This window comes from Xanthobacter luteus, assembly GCF_040049235.1.
GTDB lineage: Bacteria > Pseudomonadota > Alphaproteobacteria > Rhizobiales > Xanthobacteraceae > Xanthobacter.
In genome coordinates this window covers 127,082-139,854 of sequence record NZ_JBDZDO010000003.1, presented here as the reverse complement: position 1 = coordinate 139,854, position 12,773 = coordinate 127,082, and the positions used below count along the sequence as shown (strand labels likewise).

Annotated in this window: 15 protein-coding genes; 7 read left to right on the top strand and 8 right to left on the bottom strand. The window is 71.1% G+C overall.

Annotated elements, in window-relative coordinates:
* Positions 1–12 precede the first annotated feature (12 nt).
* Positions 13–477: a ribonuclease HI gene (rnhA, locus tag ABLE88_RS11645; RefSeq protein ID WP_348831851.1), complete on the top strand. Its 465-nt coding sequence runs from the start codon at positions 13–15 to the stop codon at positions 475–477.
* Positions 478–480: 3 nt separating this feature from the next.
* On the opposite strand, the gene ABLE88_RS11640 is transcribed toward rnhA, so the two are convergent.
* The 3 genes from ABLE88_RS11640 to ABLE88_RS11630 are packed head-to-tail and all read right to left on the bottom strand — an operon-like array spanning position 481 to position 2,299.
* Positions 481–1,026, bottom strand: coding sequence for a biotin transporter BioY (locus tag ABLE88_RS11640; RefSeq protein WP_348831850.1), 546 nt, complete (start codon positions 1,024–1,026; stop codon positions 481–483).
* Positions 1,026–1,643: an energy-coupling factor transporter transmembrane component T family protein gene (locus tag ABLE88_RS11635; RefSeq protein ID WP_348831849.1), complete on the bottom strand. Its 618-nt coding sequence runs from the start codon at positions 1,641–1,643 to the stop codon at positions 1,026–1,028. The genes ABLE88_RS11640 and ABLE88_RS11635 overlap by 1 nt, the downstream gene beginning before the upstream one ends.
* The gene (locus ABLE88_RS11630; RefSeq protein ID WP_348831848.1) at positions 1,640–2,299 is read right to left on the bottom strand and encodes an energy-coupling factor ABC transporter ATP-binding protein; all 660 of its coding nucleotides are present in this window, start codon (positions 2,297–2,299) and stop codon (positions 1,640–1,642) included. The genes ABLE88_RS11635 and ABLE88_RS11630 overlap by 4 nt, the downstream gene beginning before the upstream one ends.
* Positions 2,300–2,707: 408 nt before the next feature.
* Here ABLE88_RS11630 and ABLE88_RS11625 point away from each other — a divergent pair, with 408 nt between their 5' ends.
* The 5 genes from ABLE88_RS11625 to denD all read left to right on the top strand — a co-directional run bounded on the left by ABLE88_RS11625 (position 2,708) and on the right by denD (position 8,013).
* Positions 2,708–4,522, top strand: coding sequence for an IlvD/Edd family dehydratase (locus ABLE88_RS11625; RefSeq protein ID WP_348831847.1), 1,815 nt, complete (start codon positions 2,708–2,710; stop codon positions 4,520–4,522).
* 178 nt (positions 4,523–4,700) lie between these two features.
* The gene (locus ABLE88_RS11620) at positions 4,701–5,540 is read left to right on the top strand and encodes an isocitrate lyase/PEP mutase family protein (protein WP_348831846.1); all 840 of its coding nucleotides are present in this window, start codon (positions 4,701–4,703) and stop codon (positions 5,538–5,540) included.
* Positions 5,540–6,241, top strand: a complete 702-nt coding sequence (locus tag ABLE88_RS11615) for a GNAT family N-acetyltransferase (protein WP_348831845.1) — start codon at positions 5,540–5,542, stop codon at positions 6,239–6,241. The genes ABLE88_RS11620 and ABLE88_RS11615 overlap by 1 nt, the downstream gene beginning before the upstream one ends.
* A 37-nt stretch (positions 6,242–6,278) precedes the next feature.
* Complete coding sequence (locus ABLE88_RS11610) at positions 6,279–7,025, top strand: SDR family oxidoreductase (protein ID WP_348831844.1); 747 nt, start codon at positions 6,279–6,281, stop codon at positions 7,023–7,025.
* A 10-nt stretch (positions 7,026–7,035) separates the two neighbouring features.
* Positions 7,036–8,013, top strand: coding sequence for a D-erythronate dehydrogenase (gene denD / locus ABLE88_RS11605; RefSeq protein ID WP_348831843.1), 978 nt, complete (start codon positions 7,036–7,038; stop codon positions 8,011–8,013).
* Between the two features lie 109 nt (positions 8,014–8,122).
* On the opposite strand, the gene ABLE88_RS11600 is transcribed toward denD, so the two are convergent.
* The gene (locus ABLE88_RS11600) at positions 8,123–8,581 is read right to left on the bottom strand and encodes an arsenate-mycothiol transferase ArsC (RefSeq protein ID WP_348831842.1); all 459 of its coding nucleotides are present in this window, start codon (positions 8,579–8,581) and stop codon (positions 8,123–8,125) included.
* A gap of 354 nt (positions 8,582–8,935) precedes the next feature.
* Here ABLE88_RS11600 and ABLE88_RS11595 point away from each other — a divergent pair, with 354 nt between their 5' ends.
* Entirely contained in the window at positions 8,936–9,502 is a 567-nt protein-coding gene (locus ABLE88_RS11595; RefSeq protein WP_348831841.1) for a hypothetical protein, read from the top strand.
* Positions 9,503–9,745: 243 nt separating this feature from the next.
* Here the strand turns inward: ABLE88_RS11595 and ABLE88_RS11590 are convergent, their stop codons facing one another.
* From ABLE88_RS11590 to ABLE88_RS11575, 4 genes are all read right to left on the bottom strand, one after another.
* Positions 9,746–10,348, bottom strand: a complete 603-nt coding sequence (locus ABLE88_RS11590) for an OmpA family protein (RefSeq protein WP_348831840.1) — start codon at positions 10,346–10,348, stop codon at positions 9,746–9,748.
* Entirely contained in the window at positions 10,348–10,779 is a 432-nt protein-coding gene (locus ABLE88_RS11585) for a cysteine rich repeat-containing protein (protein ID WP_348831839.1), read from the bottom strand. The genes ABLE88_RS11590 and ABLE88_RS11585 overlap by 1 nt, the downstream gene beginning before the upstream one ends.
* Before the next feature lie 164 nt (positions 10,780–10,943).
* Complete coding sequence (locus tag ABLE88_RS11580) at positions 10,944–12,302, bottom strand: multidrug effflux MFS transporter (protein WP_348831838.1); 1,359 nt, start codon at positions 12,300–12,302, stop codon at positions 10,944–10,946.
* Entirely contained in the window at positions 12,299–12,739 is a 441-nt protein-coding gene (locus ABLE88_RS11575) for a MarR family winged helix-turn-helix transcriptional regulator (RefSeq protein ID WP_348831837.1), read from the bottom strand. The genes ABLE88_RS11580 and ABLE88_RS11575 overlap by 4 nt, the downstream gene beginning before the upstream one ends.
* Positions 12,740–12,773: the final 34 nt, after the last annotated feature.

Here is a 12,773-nt window from a genome sequence, read left to right as displayed (position 1 = left end):
TGAAAGCGGCCGATGAAGAAGGACGTCGACGTCTTCACGGACGGCGCCTGCTCGGGCAATCCGGGGCCCGGCGGCTGGGGCGCGCTGCTGCGCTTCGGCGCCCACGAGAAGGGGCTGAGCGGCGGCGAGCAGCTCACCACCAACAACCGCATGGAGCTGATGGGCGCCATCTCGGCGCTGGAGGCGCTCAAGGAGCCCTGCGTGGTGGACCTCCACACCGACAGCGAATATCTCAAGAACGGCGTCACCAAGTGGCTGGCCGGCTGGAAGCGCAACGGCTGGCGCACCGCCGACAAGAAGCCGGTGAAGAACCAGGATCTGTGGGAGCGGCTCGATGCCGCGCTCAAGCGCCACGAGATCCGCTGGCACTGGGTGAAGGGCCATGCCGGCCACCCCGAGAACGAGCGCGCCGACGAACTGGCGCGCGAGGGCATGGCGCCGTTCAAGCTGCGCCGCTCGATCGGCGTAAGCGAATAGCCCTCAGCCGTGCGGCGCGGCGCGCCAGCCCTTCAGCACGGTCGTCGCCAGCAGCGCCGCCGCGAGCGCCTTCAGGAGGTCGCCGGGGATGAAGACGGTGGAGGCGAGCGCCGCCTTCCAAAGGCCGATGCCGGCCACCGCGCCGAGCACCGGGATGCCGCAGACATAGACCACGCCGATGCCGCCGATCACCGCGGCGAGGAAGGCCGAGACGGCGGTGCCGAAGGGCAGGCGCGGCGCCAGCAGGCCGGTCACATAGGCGCCGGCGATATAGCCGAGGAAATAGCCGGCGGTGGGCCCGAACAGGATGCCGAGTCCGCCGCGTCCGCCCGCGAGCAGCGGCGCGCCGAGCAGCACCACGAAGCAGAACAGCGCCACCGCGCCCGCCCCGGCGCGCGCGCCGAGCAGGAGGCCCGCCAGCATCACGCCGAGGCTCTGGGCGGTGATGGGCGCGCCCGCCGCCAGCGGCAGAAAGAGCGGCGGGATGAGGCCCAGCGCGCCGATCAGCGCCGCCATGAGCGCCATGCGCACGAGGGTCTTGGTCTCCATCAGGGCCTCCGGCGGTCTTTCAAGAACGAAAAGCCGCGCGCGTCCAGTGCCTCGGCCACCTGGTCGGCGCCCTTGAGCGCGCCGGCGAAGAACGCGGCGAACACCGCAAGGCGCGGCCGGCGCGGGCTCCGCGCGCGCCACGCCTCCTCCCGCGCCCGCCAGCTCTGCGCCAGCACCGGGACGAAGCGCAGCACCAGCGCCACCGCCAGCGCCAGCCGGCGCGGATCAAGGCCGAGGACGCCGAGCGGGCGCAGCACGAAGCCGAGCGCCGCCATCATGTCGTCGAGGCGGGTGGAGAGGGTGACGAGGTCCGCCATCAGCACCAGAGCGAGGATGCGCAGGATGCTGGCGAGCGCGGCGGCCGGTGTCTCGGCGAACGCCTGGATGACGCCGACGATGGCCAGCAGCGGCACCAGCGGCGCCCATTGGGCGAGCCGCGACAAACCGCGCCGGCCGAGCATCCCATAGGGCACGAGCACGGCCGCGAGGGCCAAAGCGAGAAGCCGCGGATCCTGGAGCGGCAGCAGCGCGATCGAGCCGAGCACGAGGCCCGCGAGCTTCACCCCGGCCGGCAGGCGGTGAAGCACGGTGTCCGCGGCAAGGTAGCCGCCCCTCATGGCAGGCGCCCCTGCGCGTGCGCCTTGGCGCGGGCGTGGGCGGCATAAGCGGCGAGAACCGCGCCGGGCGCGCCGTCGGCGGCGATACGGCCCTGGTCGAGCCAGACCACCCGGTCGAAGCCCTCCAGCAGGTGCAGATCGTGGGTCGCCATGACCACCTGCACATCGAGCGCGGCGAGCCGCGACGCGAGGAACAGCCGGGTGGGCAGATCGAGGCTCGCGAACGGCTCGTCCAGCAGCAGCACGCGCGGACCCGAGGCCAGAGCGGCGAGGATGCAGACCAGCTGCTTCTGCCCCTCCGAGAGCTCCTCCACCGCCCGGCTCTCCCAGCCGGCGCAGCCATGGGCCGCAAGCAGCCGCTGCGCGAGATCGTGGGCGTCGGCCTTCCCCATGCCCTGCTCCAGAGGGCCGAAGGCGATCTCCTCGCCCACCGTCGGGAAGATGATCTGGTGGTCCACGTTCTGGAACACGAAGCCGGCGAGGCCGGGCAAGGCGCGCCGGTTGGCGCGGGTCTCCAGGCCGCAGACCTCCACCGTTCCGGCGTCGGGCAGCAGCAAGCCGTTCAGCAGCCGCAGCAGCGTGCTCTTGCCCGAGCCGTTGTCGCCGATAAGGCCGATGCGCGGTTCGGCGAGCGCCAAGGTGAGCCCGTCGAACACGACCCGTCCGGACCGGACGAGGCGCACGTCTTCGAGGCGCGCACCGCCGGGGGGCGCCGCGCCGGGCGAAGGCGGGGCATCCGCGTGCGGGGAAGGTTGTCGGCGTCCTGGACGGTTCAGCATGTGGTTCGGCCTTACGGCCCGCATTAAGCCTTTCTCGTTGGCGCGCAAGCCCCGCGCGCGCCGGCCGACCGCCGTCCGGCCCAGTGCGGGCGGCGGCGGGCCTTGCCCTGCCGCCGCGCGCGACGCATCCTGACCGCGAAGGACGCTGCGCGAAGCCGCCCGTGCCTGAGCCGCACACCTTGCATCCGCTCCAAACACGATTGATTTTAGCGGGGGCGCGGCGCATAAATCGCCCCCGATCAAATCGATTAAAACGCGGCGGTCAGGGCGAAGGGAGAACAGTCCATGTCGGGACGAGGCGAGCAGCCGGAGAAGCACGGGCTGAAGCTCAGGTCACAGCTGTGGTTCGACAATCCCGACAATCCGGGCATGACCGCGCTCTATCTCGAGCGCTACCTCAATTTCGGCCTCACCCGCGAGGAATTGCAGTCCGGCAAGCCGATCATCGGCATCGCCCAGACCGGCTCGGACCTCTCCCCCTGCAACCGCCACCATCTCGAGCTCGCCACGCGCGTGCGCGCCGGCATCGAGGCCATGGGCGGCGTGCCGTTCGAGTTCCCGGTGCATCCGATCCAGGAGACCGGCAAGCGCCCCACCGCCGCGCTCGACCGCAACCTTGCCTATCTCGGCCTGGTGGAGATCCTCTACGGCTATCCGCTCGACGGCGTGGTGCTCACCACCGGCTGCGACAAGACCACGCCGGCCTGTATCATGGCGGCGGCGACCGTGAACATCCCCGCCATCGTGCTCTCCGGCGGCCCCATGCTGAACGGCTGGTGGAAGGGCGAGCGCACCGGCTCCGGCACGGTGGTGTGGAAGGCGCGCGAGGAGCACGCCGCCGGCAAGATGGACTACGACACCTTCATGGACGTGGTGGCCTCCTCCGCCCCCTCGGTCGGCCACTGCAACACCATGGGCACCGCCTCCACCATGAACGCGCTGGCCGAGGCGCTCGGCATGTCGCTGCCCGGCTGCGCCGCGATCCCGGCGCCCTATCGCGAGCGCGGCCAGATCGCCTACGAGACCGGCAAGCGCATCGTCGAGATGGTGTGGGAGGATCTGAAACCCTCCGACATCCTCACCCGCGAGGCGTTCGAGAACGCCATCCGCGTCAATTCCGCCATCGGCGGCTCCACCAACGCGCCGATCCATCTGAACGCCATCGCCCGCCATGTGGGCGTGCCGCTCACGGTGGAGGACTGGCAGGCCGTGGGCCACAAGATCCCGCTTCTGGTGAACATGCAGCCGGCGGGCGAATTCCTCGGCGAGGAGTTCCACCGCGCCGGCGGCGTGCCGGCGGTGGTGGCCGAGCTGATCGCCCAGGGCAAGATCCACGAGGGGGCGCTGACCGTGAACGGGCGCACCATGGGCGAGAACTGCAAAGGCAAGCTCACCTGGGACCGCGCGGTGATCAAGGCCTATGACGCGCCGCTCAAGCCGAATGCCGGCTTCATCGTCCTCAAGGGCAATCTGTTCGACAATGCGGTGATGAAGACCTCGGTGATCTCCAAGGAATTCCGCGACCGCTACCTCTCGAACCCCAAGGACCCCGAGGCGTTCGAGGGCCGCGCGGTGGTGTTCGAGGGGCCGGAGGACTACCACCACAGCATCGACGATCCCGCCCTCGGCATCGATGAGAACACCCTGCTGTTCATCCGCGGCACCGGTCCGCTCGGCTATCCCGGCGGCGCCGAGGTGGTGAACATGCAGCCGCCCGCGGCGCTCATCAAGAAGGGCGTCACCGCGCTGCCCTGCATCGGCGATGGGCGCCAGTCGGGCACCTCGGGCTCGCCCTCGATCCTCAACGCCTCGCCCGAGGCGGCGGCGGGCGGCGGCCTCGCGCTGCTGAAGACCGGCGACCGCGTGCGCATCGACCTTTCCAAGGGCACCGCCGACATCCTGATCCCGCCGGAGGAGCTGGCCCAGCGGCGCGCCGATCTCCAGGCCCATGGCGGCTTTCCCATGCCGAAGAGCCAGACCCCCTGGCAGGAGATCCAGCGCTCCATGGTGGCGCAGTTCGACGAGGGCATGGTGCTGAAGCCGGCGGTGAAGTACCAGCGCGTCGCCCAGACCATGGGCGTTCCGCGCGACAACCACTGAAGGCCGGCGGCAAGGAGCGGCGCGCCGGCCGCGCGCGCCCTCCCGGGCGCGCGCCCAGCCGGGCTATGGGCAGCCCGGAGCCGGGTATACCGCGCGGGTCGTTCCCATCTCGCCGGCGCCCGGCTCTAATCCCCGCCCGCCGGCCCCGCCATCGGGGCCGCGGAAGGCAGAGGAAGCCATGACGTCCATAGCCGACAAGCGCCGCGCGTTCCGCAAGCTGCATGAGAGCGGCTGCTTCGTGCTGCCCAATCCGTGGGACATCGGAACCACCCGCTATCTCGAACAGGCCGGCTTCGCCGCGCTCGCCACCACCAGCGCCGGCTACGCCTTCTCCAGGGGGCGGCCGGACGGCGCCGTCGGGCGGGACGAGATGCTGGCGCACATCGCCGAGCTGGTCGCCGCGACCGACCTGCCGGTGAATGCGGACTTCGAGGCGGGCTACGCCGCCGACCCGGCCGGCGTCGCCGAGAGCGTCGCCCTGTGCGTGGCGACCGGCGTCGCCGGCCTCTCCATCGAGGACGCGACGGGCGACGCCGGCGCGCCGCTCTACGCCTTGGACGCTGCCGTGGCGCGGGTGCGCGCGGCCCGGGGCGCCATCGACGCGGCGGGCGGCGGCGTCGTCCTCACCGCCCGCGCCGAATGCTATCTGGTGGGCCGGCCGGACATCGCCGAGGTCATCGCCAGGCTCACCGCCTACGCGCAGGCGGGGGCGGACTGCCTCTATGCGCCGGGCATCCGCACCCGCGCGGAGATTTCCGCGGTCGTGGAGGCGGTCGCGCCGGTGCCGGTGAACCTGTTGATGCCGGGCGCGCTCGGCTTCACGGTCAGCGACATCGCCGCGATGGGTGTGCGCCGCATCAGCGTCGGCAGCACGCTGAGCCGGGTGGCCTGGGGCGCCTTCATGGCTGCGGTGGAGGAGATCCGAGGGCCGGGCGGCTTCGAGACGTTTCGCGGCGCGGTGCCGTTCGCCGAGATCAACGGCTTATTCCGCGCCGATGCGGACCGGAGGGCCGGCTGATGGCGCCGGCCCCCGCCCTGCCCCTCGGCCCGCCGGTTCCCGGCGGCCCGGCGCGACGGCCGGAGCCGACGGTGCTTGAAGGCCGGCACGTGCGCCTCGTCCCGTTCGAGGCGGAGCGGCACGCGGCCGCGCTCTTTGCCCTCTCGCACGGGCCGGAGAAGGAGGCGCTGTGGGCCTATCTCTCCCCGGCGCCCTTCCCCGACGCAGCCGCCTTCGCCCGCCATTATGCGGACGCGGCAACCAAGGCCGACCCGCTGCTGTTCGCCATCGAGGAGAAACCGGGCGGACGCGCCGTGGGCCACGTCACCTACATGCGCATCGAGCCCGCGCACCGGGTGATCGAGGTGGGCAACATTCTCTACACCCCGCCGCTCCAGCGTACGGCGGGGGCGAGCGAGGCCATGTATCTCATGGCGCGCCACGCCTTCGAGGAGCTCGGCTACCGCCGCTACGAGTGGAAGTGCAACGCGCTGAACGCCCCTTCCCGGCGGGCCGCCGAGCGTCTCGGCTTCACCTTCGAGGGCGTGTTCCGCCAGCACATGATCGTCAAGGGCTTGAGCCGCGACACCGCCTGGTTCGCCCTGCTGGACACCGACTGGCCGAGGGCGAAGGCGGCGTTCGAGGCCTTTCTCGCCCCCGGCAATTTCGACGCCGAGGGACGCCAGCGCCGACGGCTCGAAGAGATCCGCGCCGCGCTCTGAAGAGGCGGCGTCCGCAAAGCAGGACAGGGGGAACGCCATGGCAGGACGACTTCACGGCAAGACGGCGCTGGTGACGGCGGCGGGGCAGGGCATCGGCCGCGCCATCGCCGAGGCGTTCGTGCGCGAGGGGGCACGGGTGATCGCCACCGACCTCGACACGGCCAAGCTCGCCGATCTGGGGGGTGCGCAGGCGCGGGCGCTGAACGTGCTCTCGACCGAGGCGGTGAACGCGCTCGCGGCCGAGCTGGGTCCGCTGGACGTGCTCGCCAACTGCGCCGGCTACGTGCACCAGGGCACCATCTTCGAGACCTCGGAGAAGGACTGGGACTTCTCCTTCGACCTCAACGTGAAGTCCATGCACCGCACGATCTCCGCGGTCCTGCCCGGCATGCTGGAGACCGGCGGCGGCTCCATCATCAACATCGCCTCGGCAGCCTCGTCCATCCGCGGCGTGCCGAACCGCTATGCCTACGGCACCACCAAGGCGGCGGTGATCGGCCTCACCAAGGCGGTGGCGGCGGACTTCATCCTCAAGGGCATCCGGGTCAACGCCATCTGCCCCGGCACCGTGCAGTCCCCTTCCCTCGACGAGCGCATCGCGGCGGTGGCGGCCCAGACCGGGCGCACCCTCGATCAGGTGCGCGCCGACTTCGTCGGCCGCCAGCCCATGGGCCGGCTCGGCACAGCGGAGGAGATCGCTTTTCTCGCGCTCTATCTCGCATCCGACGAGAGCGCCTTCACCACCGGCCAGGCCCACGTCATCGACGGCGGCTGGGCGCTCTGAGGAGACAGACATGCACATCCTGGTCATCGGCGGCGCCGGCATGGTGGGCCGCAAGCTGATCGAGCGCCTCGCCCGCGACGGGCGGCTCGGCGACAGGCCCATCACCCGCCTCACCGCCCACGACGTGGTGCCCCCGAAGCTGCCGCCGGCGCCGTTCGCCACCGACAGCCGGGTGTCCGACATCTCCGTGCCCGGCGAGGCGGCGGCGCTGGTGGCGCAGCGCCCGGACGTGATCTTCCACCTCGCCGCCATCGTCTCGGGCGAGGCGGAGGCGGATTTCGAGAAAGGCAACCGCATCAATCTCGACGGCACGCGCCACCTCTTCGACGCGGTGCGGCTGATCGAGGGCTATGCGCCGCGTCTCGTCTTCACCTCGTCCATCGCGGTGTTCGGCGCCCCCTTCCCCGATGCGATCCCGGACGAGTTCTTCCACACGCCGCTGACCTCCTACGGCACGCAGAAGGCGATCGGCGAGCTTTTGCTGTCCGACTACACGCGGCGCGGCTTCTTCGACGGCATCGGCATCCGCCTGCCCACCATCTGCGTGCGCCCCGGCGCGCCCAACAAGGCGGCCTCGGGCTTCTTCTCCGGCATCATCCGCGAGCCGCTCGCCGGCCAGGAGGCGATCCTGCCGGTGTCGGAGACGGTGATGCACTGGCACGCCTCGCCGCGCGCCGCGGTGGGCTTCCTGCTCCACGCCGCCACCCTCGACGGGCGGCAGGTGGGCACGCGGCGCAACCTCACCATGCCGGGCCTCGCGGTGACTGTGGGCGAGCAGATCGAAGCGCTGCGCAAGGTGGCGGGGGACAAGGCGGTGGCCCGGATCAAGCGCGCGCCCGATCCGGTGATCGAGACCATCGTCGCCGGCTGGCCGCGCAAGTTCGACGCCAAGCGCGCGGCGGCGCTGGGCTTTTCGGCGGAGACCTCGTTCGAGGAGATCATCCGCATCCATATCGAGGACGAGCTGGGCGGCCGCATCGCCGCCTAGCGCGCGATCCGGCGGGTCGGAGGCCTCCCGTGCAGCCCTCCGACCTCTGCCGCGGGCATCAGAGGCAGTTGCCCGACGAGCGGGAGCCGATCTGCCCTGCGCCCTGGCCTCAGGCGGCCACCGGAAGGGCGGCGGCGCGATCCACCACGGCGCGCACCGCGGCCTTGAGGCGCGGCAGCAGCCGGCGATAGCTGATCCGGCGCTGGTTCACGTCGCGCAGACACGACACGTCGTCGAAGGTCCAGCGCTCCATGCGGGCGATCTGGTGCCAGGCGAGGCGCCCCAGCGCCTGGTGGGCCTCGTCCACCATGGCCACCACGACGTCGACCCGCGGCGCGCCAGAGAAGCCGAACAGCTCCACCGGCTTCGATGACAGGCCGTCGGCCGGGATGCGGGCGTAATGCAGGCACTCGACGGCGGCGATGTCCACCGGGGCGGTCTCGGCGACGGCGGCGCTGAAGGCGCGCACATGGGAGTGGGCGGCGATGGCGATCGCCTCGGCCATCAGGCTGAGGCCGGAATTGTCCCGACATACGAAGAGGATGGACGGACGTCCGGTGAGCGTCATGGAGCCTCCTGCCTGGCCGCCGGGCGCCCCCTTCGCCCGAATCGCGATGGCGCGACGCTAGGACGAAGCCCCGACGCCAAGATGACAGGACGCTCCATGTCGAAATGCCCCGCGGTGCGGTGCCTTCCTGGACGGCCCCCTGGCACATCTTGCCGATGATTTCACGACACGAAGGTCGCAAAAGCGGCCCGGGGCCAGCCCCGGACGCCGCGCACATGGTAGCAAACAATTGCGTGAAAAGGCGATTTCACGCGTTAACCATTTCGAAGTTATTCCGGGAGATTTATGTGACGCTGGCGGGCATCGCGTTGCGGTGATTGATTCTTCGCCGGTTGGCTGATTTTGGAGGCAAGTATGGCGAAGACCGAAACGACCGGCGCCGAGGTGAGCAAGATCGCTGCGAAGGCGCTGCGGGACCCGGCCGGCATCACGCACGAGGAGATCAAGAAGCTCGCGGCCTCGTGCCTCACCCAGGCGGCGGACAAGCCGAAGGCCGCCAAGGCGCCGGCCAAGGCGCCGGCGAAGACCGCTGCCAAGCCGGCCGCAAAGGCCGCCTCCAAGCCGGCCGCAAAGCCGAAGGCGCCCGCCAAGGCGGAGATGGCGCCCAAGGCCGCCGCCGCCAAGACCGCTGCCCCGAAGGCCGCCGCCCCCGCGAAGGCCGCCAAGGCTGCGGCAAAGCCGGTCGCCGCCAAGGCTGCACCCGCCAAGCCCGCTGCGGCCAAGCCCGCCACTGCCAAGCCCGCCGCGGCCAAGAGCGCGCCCGCCAAGACCGTGGCCGCCAAGACCGTGGCCGCCAAGGCTCCGGCAAAGGCTGCCGCTCCCAAGGCTCCGGCCAAGGCCAAGGCCGCCGCCAAGGCGCCGGCCAAGCCGGCCGCTCCGAAGGCGGTGGCGAAGGCTCCCGCGAAGTCCGGCAAGGCCTGATCTCAGGCCCAGGTCCGGCCCGTCAGGATGCGGGCTTCTCAGTCCGCGTCCCGGCGGCCGCGCGCCGGCAAGGCCGCCGGCAGCACGCCAGCGCCACAGGCCCCGGCCGCGCCGCGGGCGCGGCGCGCGAAGGCTGCACCCTTTCCCCATGTTCCCAGATCAGTCCCCGGGCACGGCGGATCGCATCCGCTCGCGCCGGCCTGAGGCTGATGTCCGCCGCGTGCCGTCCGGCACGGCAGGCGGCTATTGCGGGGTCAGGACGCCGGCACGCCCGATATTGAAGATCTGCACCCGGCGGTTGATGGCCGCATTCGGGTTCCGCCTGTCCTGGAGGTTCTCCTGGCCGAGGCCCACCGCCTCGAGCCGCCGCGGATCCACGCGGAAGGTGGTGGAGAGCGCCGCGACCACGGCGTCCGCGCGCTCCTGGGAGAGCTTCATGTTGTATTCGCGGGTGCCGGTGGCGTCGGTGTTGCCGACCACCAGGAACTTGTAGCCGAGCAGCACCGGGTTGTGCATGGCGTCGGCGATGGAGCCGAGCGTGCGGTACGAGGCGGGCTTCACCATCGCCGAATTGAGATCGAACTCGATCTCCACGTTGATCTGGGCCAGCTGGTCCAGCTGGATCGCCAACGGCGGGCGGCTCTCGGGCGGCCCGGAATACTGCATGTGGGCGATGGCGAGGCCGCGCAGCGCCTCCGCACTCACCTGCGGGGCGTCGGCGAGCGTGCCCTGAAGGCCCTCGACGATCTGCCCATTGGGGGTGAACTGCTGCGCGCCGGCCGGCGCCGCGGCAAGGGCGGCGGCGAGAGCAAGGGTCGAAGCGAGGATCGAGGCAAGCGCACGCATCAGCGATATCCCGCATTCACGATGGCGCCGGTGCAGGCCTGGCTGACCACCTTGGACGCCTCCAGGAGGCAGGAAACGACGTTGCCGTCGCCGGGCACGATGCCGGGACAGAACTCGGCGCGGTCCCGATCGCAAATCTTGAAGACCTGGGCCTGCGCGGCGGCCCGCGCCTCGGTCATCTGCCGGATCGCCTCGTGGTTGGCGCCGCAGGCGGGCGACAGGCGGGCGGCATTGCCCGCGAGGCACTGGTGGATCGCGCCATTGCCGAGATTGAGCCCGCGGCAGAGCCTCATGATGTCCTCGCCGCAATGCTGGGCCAAGAGGCCCGCCGCCTCGGCGTAGCTCACCGTCTGCGCGCGGGCCGATCCGGCGCCGGCGAACGCCGCCAGGACGAGCGCAAGCACGCACCCGGAGCTTTTCCAGAATTTCATGGTGTCCCTCTCCCAGCCGTTGCCGGGAGATTGGCCACGCACCGGCCCCAAGGTCAATGGGCGAGGTCATGGCCCGCGCCGCGTTGGCCGCTGAAGGCAAACCAGGCGGCCGCCGCGGCGGCCGCTCGCAGCGGCGGCGGATGAGGGCGGGACCCTGCCCCGCCTTAGCGCCGGCGGGTGTACGTCTCGGCCTCGATCTCGTCGCCCGCGGCACCGATCACGCCCAGCGGATCGGCGGCAAGCTCGAGGTCCGTCGCCTCCACCAGGGGCTCCGGCGCGCCGGCGCGCGCGCCGGCCGGCGGACGCAGCAGCACGTGTGTGGCGATGGCCGAGGCCACCATGGCGGGCAGCAGGCTCGCCAGCGCCGCGAGCGGCGTGGGAAACAGCACCGAGAGCGCCGAGCCGAAGGAGCCGCCGCCGATCTGCAGGAAGCCCATGAGCGCCGAGGCTGCTCCGGCCATGTGGGCGAAGCCGGCGAGCGCGGTCGTGGTGCAGCCCGGCACGATGAAGGCGATGCCGAAGGTCCAGAAGCCGATCGGCACCATGATGGTGGCCGTGGTCAAGGGCAGGACCTGCGGGCCGATGCTGAGCCCGGTGGCGCCCAGCATGGCGAGGGCGAGGCCGACCGGCACCAGCTTGAGCGCGTTGGTGCGCTTCAGCAGGCGCCCGGCCACCAGGGTGCCGACGATGAAGGAGCCGCTCTGGATCATCATCGCCAGACCGAACTGGGTCGGGCTGAGGCCCACCTTGTCGATCAGGATGAAGGGCACCAAGGTCGCGAGCGTGTACACCCCGCCGAGCGCGAAGGCGAGCACCAGGCTCGCCCGCAGGAACACGCGGCTGCGCAGCAGCTCGCCATAGCTCTTCAGGATGCGCCGCGGCTCCGCCAAGGCGCGGTCGGGGTAGCGGTTGGTCTCCGGCACGCCGAGCACTATGAGGCCCATGAGCAGCACGCCGAATACCGACATGGCGATGAACAGCACATGCCAGCTCGCCACGGCGAGCAGCAGGCCGCCGATGGTGGGCGAGAGCGCCGGGCCGATGGCGAGCATGGTGCCGATATGGTTCATCACCCGCGCCGAGGCCTGGCCCGTGAACTGGTCGCGCACGATGGCGCGGGAGATGGCGATGCCGGCGGCGCAGCCCACACCTTGCAGCGCCCGCCCGGCCAGCAGCCAGCTCATGTCCTGCGCCAGCATGGCGACGCAGGCGCCCACCAGATAGACGCCGAAGAAGGAGAGCGCCACCGGCCGCCGCCCGTAGGCGTCGGAGAGCGGGCCGCAGATCAGCTGCGACACGGCGAAGCCGAGGAAGAACACGGTGATGGTGAGCTTCACCGTCGAGATGTCGGTCGCGAACGCAGCCACCAGCTGCGGCATGGCCGGCGTGTACATGGTGAGGCTCACCGGGCCGATGGTGACCATGAGCCCGCCCACCACGGCGACGCGCGCCTCCGACATCAGCGGACCGCGCGGCGTGCCGGAACCGGAGGTCGTCATGGTCAGGGGATCCAGCTTGCTCACGGGGCCTCCTTGCAGCGCGCCAGATTGGCGCGCACCCGCGCCAGGAGACTGCGGAACGCGGCCTGCTCCTCGTCGCTGAAGCCCGCCAGCGCCTCCTGCCGCGCCGCGGCCGCGGCCGCGGTGATGCGCTCCAGATCGGGGGCGGCGGCCGCCGTAAGACGGACGATCTTGGCGCGGCGGTCGGCCGGATCGGTCTCCCGCGCCACCAGGCCGAGCGCCTCCAGACGGTCGAGGAAGCCCACCAGCGTCATGGGCTCCACATTCATCTTCACCGCCAAGGCGGACTGGCGGTGGGCGGGATAGAGATTGACATAAGCCAGGGTGCGGGCCTCGCCCGCGGTCAGCCCGACCCCGGACTGCTCGAAGGCGCTGTCGATCCGCGCGCGATAAAGCCGCGCCGCATCCACGAGGAGAAAGCCGAGGGGAGGTTCATTCATAGCAAGTAGACCATATAATAAGCTAACCATATAA

What these genes read in the sequence shown, in the direction of transcription:
- rnhA (WP_348831851.1), top strand. Translation starts at nt 13, where the DNA reads ATGAAGAAGGACGTCGACGTCTTCACGGACGGCGCCTGCTCGGGCAAT.
- ABLE88_RS11640 (WP_348831850.1), bottom strand. Translation starts at nt 1,026, where the DNA reads ATGGAGACCAAGACCCTCGTGCGCATGGCGCTCATGGCGGCGCTGATC.
- ABLE88_RS11635 (WP_348831849.1), bottom strand. Translation starts at nt 1,643, where the DNA reads ATGAGGGGCGGCTACCTTGCCGCGGACACCGTGCTTCACCGCCTGCCG.
- ABLE88_RS11625 (WP_348831847.1), top strand. Translation starts at nt 2,708, where the DNA reads ATGTCGGGACGAGGCGAGCAGCCGGAGAAGCACGGGCTGAAGCTCAGG.
- ABLE88_RS11620 (WP_348831846.1), top strand. Translation starts at nt 4,701, where the DNA reads ATGACGTCCATAGCCGACAAGCGCCGCGCGTTCCGCAAGCTGCATGAG.
- ABLE88_RS11615 (WP_348831845.1), top strand. Translation starts at nt 5,540, where the DNA reads ATGGCGCCGGCCCCCGCCCTGCCCCTCGGCCCGCCGGTTCCCGGCGGC.
- ABLE88_RS11610 (WP_348831844.1), top strand. Translation starts at nt 6,279, where the DNA reads ATGGCAGGACGACTTCACGGCAAGACGGCGCTGGTGACGGCGGCGGGG.
- denD (WP_348831843.1), top strand. Translation starts at nt 7,036, where the DNA reads ATGCACATCCTGGTCATCGGCGGCGCCGGCATGGTGGGCCGCAAGCTG.
- ABLE88_RS11600 (WP_348831842.1), bottom strand. Translation starts at nt 8,581, where the DNA reads ATGACGCTCACCGGACGTCCGTCCATCCTCTTCGTATGTCGGGACAAT.
- ABLE88_RS11595 (WP_348831841.1), top strand. Translation starts at nt 8,936, where the DNA reads ATGGCGAAGACCGAAACGACCGGCGCCGAGGTGAGCAAGATCGCTGCG.
- ABLE88_RS11590 (WP_348831840.1), bottom strand. Translation starts at nt 10,348, where the DNA reads ATGCGTGCGCTTGCCTCGATCCTCGCTTCGACCCTTGCTCTCGCCGCC.
- ABLE88_RS11585 (WP_348831839.1), bottom strand. Translation starts at nt 10,779, where the DNA reads ATGAAATTCTGGAAAAGCTCCGGGTGCGTGCTTGCGCTCGTCCTGGCG.
- ABLE88_RS11575 (WP_348831837.1), bottom strand. Translation starts at nt 12,739, where the DNA reads ATGAATGAACCTCCCCTCGGCTTTCTCCTCGTGGATGCGGCGCGGCTT.